Below are 7,949 nucleotides of genomic sequence, written 5' to 3'. Positions count from 1 at the left end.
GGCAGTGCGCGATGGTGCTTGGCCGGTGTGCAGCTTACACACCTGCTGCTCACTGAGCCGAGGTGACTGTTGATTCGAGGTGGCGCACCATCTGTCGATAGACCTCAATGGCTGCCTCGTTGGCACCCTGGTCGATCAGGGTGATACAGCGGGACAGGTACTCCTCATACAGCCCTTTCAGTATCTCCTTTCCCAAGGGATTGGATCTTATGGCTTGCAGCAGTCTTGGCGAGCGCTGGTAATAGTCGTCTATCATTGCTTTCCCGCCCGGCTGTTTTGCCAGGTAGTTATCACGAAACTCCCGCATCAGATTCAGCTCTCGGCAATCATCTCCCATGCCTAGAGCCTCGCAGATGGCGGAGGTGATGTAGCAATTAACTGTGATCGACTTGGCCCAACTCACGTAATTGATGGAGTTGTCCGGTATCCGTCCAGGGTCCGGCGAGGCGATATTCATGAATGCCTCAGCGCTTACCTCACCATCCCTGCACCGAAGATCTAATGAAAAACCCAGATATACTTTGCTGGTAACGCCCGCGGCAACCTCGTAATTTTGGGATATCGTGTGGTAGTCGTTAGAACCGTTGGCTCCTATACTGCGCTGTTCATTAGCGTATTTGATAAATACTGAGGAAGGGTGTCCATATTGAAGGGCTCCCATAAGTTCATGCTCATTAGGAAAGGAACCGTCAGGTGATGAGAACGCAAATGGTTCGGCTGAAACAACATAGAAATCAGCATCACCTGTCAATTGTTCACACGTTAGTTTGAATTTGGCTGACCAAGTAATATAAGCATCGCAGGCTGGTGCGGGTATGTCATATTCGTAAAATAAATATGCCCAGTAGTAATCTGCCGTTTCGAAGAAAACCCACCACTTGGTTATATCCTTTAAATACGATTTGAGAGAGACATCATATTCTCCAGCTGGGTCCTGGTTGGGCGTGATTGCCACTTCCGTGTCATTGTCATGGGGACCGATGTTTTTCAAATAAATATCAACAGGTTGGCAATTGGACACATAGGCACGGCATCCGTCCGATGTGGCTTGTTTCAGTTCTTTGGGGGCCTCTAGGAGGATGTCGGCTACTCGAACTGTGCCTAGATCAGCATCGTCAATCGTAAAATTTTCAAGATCGAGGTTTTTGTAGGCTTGGGGAGTATTGCTGGGAGCGTGGAAGTCCCCACCTTTTGGCGCCTTGCCGCGCATTTCTGCCTGGACCTGTTTTTTTATCTGTCTCAGTAAGTTTCCATTCCTTTGGAATGCCGGAAGGTGATTGATCTTCAGTTTGTTGTCCATCCTGTTCTCCATTTGACTTGCCGCTTACTTTGCCGAGCCTGGTGCGGATTGAGAGCCTGTGGTCCCTCCTTGTCTGGGTGGCAGTGAGGTATGCAATCTTTATTTGAGTATGGACGTCTGTCGCTACAGCTGCCGAACGGAAGCTTGGTGCTTTGGCACGCGACAGGCTAAGTTCCCTCCCGCCACGTCACATCCACCTCTTCCTTTTCCGCCGCGCGTAACAGCTCGACCAATGGCAGCGCGCGATGGTGCACTGTCACAATCGGCTCGCCTTCCTCGTCATACTGTTGCTGGGCGGGTTCCTCGATGGCGGCAAGCGCCGCTTCGAGGCGTGCCCGGGCGGCGGGCACATCCTCGGCCAGGATCGCGCCAGGTATCGTGCCGCTCTGGCCCATCATCTTGAGCATCTGCTCGGCCACGTTGCCGAACATGGTTATGTCCGCATAGACGGAACAGGTAAATGTCACCAGCATCGTATATCTCCCTTGGGCTGAACGGGTTGGAATATTAAGATGGTTCTAGAATAAGGTAATAAGATATAGACCATCGTTGATGATTGGGTGGATTTAATCAATGCGGCTGGGTAGATAAAACATAAAGCCGGTTTGGCTGCGTAACTTTGGCGGACAAGCTGTGCTATTGAGCAAGGAGCAAGCCAGTGCAACTGACTCTTATTCGTGGCCTTGGATTGTCTTTTCGGGCAATCGCGGCTTTCATTGCGTTAATCATCGCATTGCTTGTGCAACCGTGCGCTTACGGTGCTCAGATGCTCACCGGCGGTGGGGATGCGTGGACGCGCCAGGCGAGTGGTACACCCAACGAGCTTTTCTCGGTCGATTTCGCCGCGGACGGCCGGCACGGTTGGGCGGTGGGCTTTGGCGGCAAGATTATCGCTACCTCCGATGGCGGGAATACGTGGATGACCCAGGAGAGCGGTACGCCGAACCAGCTTAACTCGGTCGATTTTACCGCGGATGGCCGTCACGGCTGGGCGGTGGGCTTTGGCGGCAAGATACTCGCTACCTCTGACGGCGGGAGAACCTGGGTGACCCAGGAGAGTGGCACACCCAACGAGCTTCACTCGGTCGACTTCGCCGCGGACGGTCGGCACGGCTGGGCAGTGGGCTTTGGTGGCGTGATTGTCGCCACCTCCGACGGTGGCAGAATGTGGGTGCCCCAGACGAGCGGTACACCCAATGAGCTTTTCTCGGTCGCTGTCGCTGCGGATGGTCGGCATGCCTGGGCGGTGGGATTCGGCGGCGTGATTATCGCCACCTCTGATGGCGGCAAAACGTGGGCGCCGCAGGCGAGCGGTACGCCCAACGAGCTTCATTCGGTCGACTTCGCCGCAGACGGTCGGCACGGCTGGGCGGTGGGCTTTGGCGGTGTGATTGTCGCTACTACCGACGGCGGCAATACGTGGACGCCACAGGCGAGCGGCACACCCAACGATCTTCACTCGGTCAGCTTCACCGCGGACGGCCGGAACGGCTGGGCGGTGGGCTTTGGCGGCAAGATTCTCGCGACCTCCGACGGTGGCGAAACGTGGGTGACCCAGGCGAGTGGCACACCCAACGATCTTCACTCGGTCAGCTTCACTGCGGACGGTCGGCACGGTTGTGCGGTGGGATTCGGCGGCATAGTTTTAACATCCTCGCCGGACTAAGTGCGGGCAGGAGCTTCACACCTTGCTCCGTCACTCGCCTTCTTTCTCCGCTGATTCCCCGGTATTTCCGCGCCCCCAGCGGCTGCGCATGCCGGCCCGGAATTTCTCCCGTTCCTCGGGCGTCATCGCGTTCCAGCGTTCTTCCATATGGCGGCGCCAGAACAGGCCCGGGCGGCCGCGGAAGCCGCCGAAGAGAAGCCGGGTCAGGATCAGCAGACCGAGTGCCTGGAAGAAGTGGATATGCGGCAAGCCGAATAGCGTGGGAGCCAGCCAATTCCAAAGCAGCATGACCACAAGCGAGGCGACGATAATGCCTGCCAGGGCCAGAAGCACAAACTTGAACCAGTGTTTTCCGTGTCGCATGCACATTTTGTCTTACCTCATCGTGTCGATAGTTCGTCGTGGATTACCTGCAGGCACTGGCGCAGATACAGCACGGCGTAGCGTTTGCGTGACAGCAGCGTGTTGACGCTAAGCCCTGTTTCCGCCGCCAATTGCTTGAAGCTTCGCCCTTCCAGTTCGTGGGCGATGAACACTGCACGCTGATCCTCCGGTAGCTCGTCCAGGGCCGCGTACAGTTCTTCCAGCACCACCTCGCGTGCGTAAGCCGCTTCGGGCCCGGTGTCCGGCAGCAGCTCATCCAGCAGCGCCATGGACAGCTCGTCATCGCCGAACGCCGGATCGGAGAGTGACTGCTCGGGTTTCCTGCGCCGGAACCGGTCGATGATGCGGTTGCGCGCCACCCGGAACAGCCAGGCGCCTACCTGTTCGATGGGCTCGGGCAGGCGGTAGGCCTCGACCAGTTCGTAGAACACGTCCTGAAGAATGTCCTCGGCATCGCCCGGCTCCGGCACACGCCGGCGAATGAAGTTGAGCAGCCGGACGCGTTCACGGGTAACGGTCCTGGCGATGTTCTCGTCGCGTTCGGTCATGTCCGTGGTTCGCGCCAGACTGGTGTCCATGCTGGTGTAGACGTATGGAGGCGGAAAATATTGTGTTAAGTGGTTAAGAGGGTAGGACAGGTTGCGTGTCTGGATGCCTGAAATACCATCCCTGATCATCTGTCCAAAATGTGACCAAGTGCTCAAAGCCCATGTAGGCGCTGGGTTACTATGGCATCACTGGCTTCAGGCAAGGCTGGGCCAGTGATGATAAAGGCCATGGGGACGACCGAGCCGTGTAACGGCGGCGGTGCCATATAAACCCATCCGGCAGGCGAGAGTCTGACCTGCAGATGGAATAAGAGAGACCTGTGCGGTATGGGAAGTACCGCGTGACTGATTCATGAAAACCAGCCAATTCCTGTCGCTGATTTTGCTGTTTTCAGTATTTCTTGGGGGCGCAGCCGTTGCCGCCAATTCGCCCGTATCCATCGGTCTGACCCATGAAAACCCCATCGGGCGCTATGCCGGCTATCTGAAGGAACCGGATGGCAGGCTCACCCTGGCGCAGGCCATGGCGGCCTATGAGGCCGGTAAGTTCAAACCCGGCAACAGCCAGGTGCTGAGTTTCGGGATCGGCTCCCCGCCGGTCTGGATTCATTTCAGCGTGAACAATGCGAGCGGTGGTTCGGTCCGGCAGCGGTTGTCCATCGACAACGCCTGGCTGGATCACGTGGACGTGTATTTCGTGGCCGGCGGCAAGGCGGCGGCAACCTACCGGCTCGGCGACCGTCTGCCGTTCAAGGCGCGCCCGATCAACAGCCGCTTTTACGACATCAATCACGCCTTCCCGTCCGGAGTCAGCGACGTGTATCTGCGCGTGCAGACACCGGACCCGATGGTGGTGCCGATCTACCTGACTTCGCTACAGCAGGCGGACGTCCGGGAGATGGTGGAGGACTACAGCTACGGCTTCCTGTACGGTTTCCTGTTCGCTCTGCTGGCGTATAACGCCATGCTGTATGCCGGGTTGCGGCATCTGCGCTACATCCTGTACTCCCTGTACCTGGGCGCGTTCCTGCTCATGAACATCTCCTACACCGGGCACGGGTTCCGCTGGTTGTGGCCGGACAGCACGGTGTGGGCGCAATGGTCCAACCCGGTGCTCATGGTGCTGTATGCATCCTGTGGTTTGTTCTTTGCCCTGAATTTTCTGGATACGCGCCGGTATTTCCCGCGCGTGCGCCGGGCGGTGCTGGCTTATATCGGCGTGGCCGTTGCGTTGGAGCTGGCCTCTGTCCTGTTTAACGCCCAGCGCGATGCGCTGCTGGTGTCCTTCACCTATGTGTTCCTGTTCACCTTCATCATGCTGGCCATGGGTGTGATGTCCGTGCGCGCCGGGGTGAGCGCGGCGAAGTATTTTCTGCTGGCGGCGTTTTCGGCCATGGTCGGCGCGGCGCTGACCGCGCTGGCCGTGTGGGGCTTTATCCCGTTCAACATCTGGACCTTCCGCGCCGTGGATATCGGCATGCTGCTGGACGCCACCCTGCTGGCCCTGGCGCTGACCTATCAGTTCCGCCGCGGCCAGGCGGAAAAGACCCGCGCCGAGGAACTGGCGCGGCTGGATCCTCTGACCGGCATCAACAACCGGCGCGCCTTTTACGACATCGCCACGCCTATCTGGAGCCTGACGCTGCGCCACGACCGTGACCTGACCGTGGTGCTGTTGGATATGGACCATTTCAAGCGCATCAATGACATGTATGGTCATGCCTGCGGCGACGAGGCGCTGACGGCGACGGCGCGGGTGCTCAGGAAATCCGTCCGCGATCAGGACGTGATCGCGCGCTGGGGCGGCGAGGAGTTCATCCTGCTGCTGCCTGAAACGGATCTCGAAGAAGCCGCCGCCCTGGCGGAACGGCTGCGCGAAGCCGTCGCCGATATCCGTCTGCATTGCGACGGCAATGAAATCGAGCTGACCGCCAGCTTCGGTGTGGCGCAACGAAGCGCGCAGCACCTCAGCCTGGATACCCTTATTTCCGCGGCGGACAACCGACTCTACGAGGCCAAGGAGACGGGGCGCGACCGGATCAGCTACGCTTGAGCTCGCCAGGGGCGGGTGCCACAGGGGCGTTCAGTCATCCGCCGCCGGAATGCGCTCCACCCGCACTGTCTGCTCGGTGGGGTAAACGGCCGGTCCGAACTGATTGTAGACGGCCACATCCGCCGCATCGCGGCCGTATCCGATGGCCACGTATCCACCCCTCAGTACTTCCTGGGTTGCATCGAAGGTGTACCAGCGCCCGCCTACATACGCCTCGAACCAGGCGTGCAAATCTACAGGCTCCAGGCCGTGGAGATAGCCTACGACCATGCGTGCCGGAATGCTGAGGCTGCGGCACAAGGCGATGCCGAGGTGGGCCAGGTCGCGGCAGACCCCCGATTGTCTGGTGTTGACCTCGATTGCTGACAGGGGGACGTCGCTGCTGCCGGCCTGGTAGCGGTATGTGTCGCGCAACCAGGCGACAATGGCGGCGACCTGATCATATCCCGGTACTTGATTGGCCGTGATTTCGTTGGCCATGAGGTTGAAGCGGTCAGACTCGCAATACCGGCTGGGCAGCAGGTAGCTGAGTGCCGCATCAGGCAGATACTGGACCTCGATAAACGGCGCGCCAGGCGCCTGATCCACGTAATCCGTGGTTTTCACTTCGGCTGCGGTGCGTACCGAGAATATGCCGGGCGGTGCGATCAGCCGTTGGCAGAGGTTGCCATAGCTGTCCGTGAATTCAAACACGGGGACATGCGGGGTCAGTCTGTATTCCTCGCGCGCAATCCACTGTTGCGTGCCACTGCGCGGGCGCAGCATCAGCACGAAGGGCGTCGGAAAGGTGATGTCGAACGTCAGATCACAACTCGTGTGTAACCACATATGGTTTCTGGCCCGGCAAAAAGACAGATTGGAGCCTCGTAGTGAAACACTACGCATGTGATGACGCAATCACGGCGAGGTTGTTACGAAGGACGTGTTTTTTGAGCTGAATACGATGACACCCGCCGATAGTAGCAAAGCGCGACCTTCTGTTTTCTGGATTACTCCATTCGCCAGCTTTCGGGCATGACGCTCGGCATGCGGGTGCCGGCGTCGCGCGTACCGGCGACGGGCTGCACCCCGCCACGTTTCTTGGGCTCGTTGTCGTGCCGCAAGCCGTTCCGGATTAGGTACCGGCTAATCGTAAAACCGCCCTTATCCCCGCATGAATTGTCCAAAATGTGACCAGGATCACGGGGGGTATGTGACGCCGTTCACGCGGTACGGCATAGGCGCGGCCTATTATTTACTTGTAACAGCAATGGCTTGGAACCGGGTGTCCGGTGCCTGGCTGGAGGGATGACTGGCGATGCAACTTGATCTTGACGATCTGTGGCTGGAGAAGATGGACAGCTGGGGCTGGAACAGCCTGACTGTGACACAAAAGCGGCGCCTGTATCGCGTGATCCTGGTGGCCGCCATCGGCGTCAGCTACCTGATCGATTTTATCCTGCTGTCGCTGTTTGCTGCGGTCGGTACCATTCAGACGACGGTATTGTGGTTTTATCCGACGGCTGGGCTGGTGCATGTGCTGTTGTTCTCGACCATGCACTGGACGGGTTTCAGCGAACGTTTCTCCAACCCGCATATGACGCTGTGGGGGATGTGCTACGCCGTTCTGGTGGAGTCGATCTCCATCATTCTCGCGCCACAGCTCAGCGCCTTCTTCCTGGGCATCATGTTCGTGATCTTTGCCTTCGGCACGTTGCGCATCTCGCTGAAGGAGATGCTCGCCGTTTGGCTGTTCGCCTGCATCGCCAGCGGGCTGACGCTGGGGCTGTTTGTGCATGACAGTCTCGGCATCGTGACGCCGAGCCGCTGGGAGAGCGTGATGGTGGCGATAGCCTTTGCCACCGTGCTGCTGCGCGCCATCGCGCTGGGTTACTACTCGAGCGTGTTACGCATGAAAGTATTTAAGCGCAACCTGGCGCTGCAGCAGCACGGTGGCAAAGGCTATCGCCACCATCACGCTCTCCCAGCGGCTCGGCGTCACGATGCCGAGACTGTCAT

General features: G+C 58.6%; 8 protein-coding genes. 3 read left to right on the top strand and 5 right to left on the bottom strand.

The features are described from left to right. Positions 1–49: 49 nt before the first annotated feature. Entirely contained in the window at positions 50–1,300 is a 1,251-nt protein-coding gene (locus P8Y64_12510; GenBank protein ID MEJ2061288.1) for a hypothetical protein, read from the bottom strand. A 167-nt stretch (positions 1,301–1,467) separates the two neighbouring features. Then, positions 1,468–1,773, bottom strand: a complete 306-nt coding sequence (locus tag P8Y64_12505) for a DUF1840 domain-containing protein (GenBank protein ID MEJ2061287.1) — start codon at positions 1,771–1,773, stop codon at positions 1,468–1,470. Between the two features lie 185 nt (positions 1,774–1,958). Between P8Y64_12505 and P8Y64_12500 the strand changes: the two genes are divergently transcribed. Beyond that, entirely contained in the window at positions 1,959–2,966 is a 1,008-nt protein-coding gene (locus P8Y64_12500) for a YCF48-related protein (GenBank protein ID MEJ2061286.1), read from the top strand. A 30-nt stretch (positions 2,967–2,996) separates the two neighbouring features. Here the strand turns inward: P8Y64_12500 and P8Y64_12495 are convergent, their stop codons facing one another. Together P8Y64_12495 and P8Y64_12490 are read right to left on the bottom strand one after the other, a co-directional pair. Further along, entirely contained in the window at positions 2,997–3,329 is a 333-nt protein-coding gene (locus P8Y64_12495) for a hypothetical protein (protein MEJ2061285.1), read from the bottom strand. Positions 3,330–3,346: 17 nt separating this feature from the next. Continuing rightward, entirely contained in the window at positions 3,347–3,898 is a 552-nt protein-coding gene (locus tag P8Y64_12490; protein ID MEJ2061284.1) for a sigma-70 family RNA polymerase sigma factor, read from the bottom strand. Between the two features lie 352 nt (positions 3,899–4,250). Here P8Y64_12490 and P8Y64_12485 point away from each other — a divergent pair, with 352 nt between their 5' ends. Beyond that, the gene (locus tag P8Y64_12485) at positions 4,251–5,951 is read left to right on the top strand and encodes a sensor domain-containing diguanylate cyclase (protein ID MEJ2061283.1); all 1,701 of its coding nucleotides are present in this window, start codon (positions 4,251–4,253) and stop codon (positions 5,949–5,951) included. Positions 5,952–5,981: 30 nt separating this feature from the next. On the opposite strand, the gene P8Y64_12480 is transcribed toward P8Y64_12485, so the two are convergent. Continuing rightward, positions 5,982–6,779, bottom strand: a complete 798-nt coding sequence (locus P8Y64_12480) for a transglutaminase family protein (GenBank protein ID MEJ2061282.1) — start codon at positions 6,777–6,779, stop codon at positions 5,982–5,984. Positions 6,780–7,248: 469 nt separating this feature from the next. Between P8Y64_12480 and P8Y64_12475 the strand changes: the two genes are divergently transcribed. Continuing rightward, a partial coding sequence (locus tag P8Y64_12475; protein MEJ2061281.1) for a hypothetical protein occupies positions 7,249–7,949 on the top strand: 701 nt, incomplete at its 3' end.

It is taken from the genome of Gammaproteobacteria bacterium, assembly GCA_037388465.1.
Classification (GTDB): domain Bacteria; phylum Pseudomonadota; class Gammaproteobacteria; order SpSt-1174; family SpSt-1174; genus JARRKE01.
The sequence above is the reverse complement of the archived record's forward strand: the minus strand, read 5'-3'. Positions and strand labels throughout refer to the sequence as shown.

Coding starts and splice junctions, on each gene's coding strand:
- P8Y64_12510 (MEJ2061288.1), bottom strand. CDS start 1,300: ATGGACAACAAACTGAAGATCAATCACCTTCCGGCATTCCAAAGGAAT.
- P8Y64_12505 (MEJ2061287.1), bottom strand. CDS start 1,773: ATGCTGGTGACATTTACCTGTTCCGTCTATGCGGACATAACCATGTTC.
- P8Y64_12495 (MEJ2061285.1), bottom strand. CDS start 3,329: ATGCGACACGGAAAACACTGGTTCAAGTTTGTGCTTCTGGCCCTGGCA.
- P8Y64_12490 (MEJ2061284.1), bottom strand. CDS start 3,898: ATGACCGAACGCGACGAGAACATCGCCAGGACCGTTACCCGTGAACGC.
- P8Y64_12485 (MEJ2061283.1), top strand. CDS start 4,251: ATGAAAACCAGCCAATTCCTGTCGCTGATTTTGCTGTTTTCAGTATTT.
- P8Y64_12480 (MEJ2061282.1), bottom strand. CDS start 6,779: ATGTGGTTACACACGAGTTGTGATCTGACGTTCGACATCACCTTTCCG.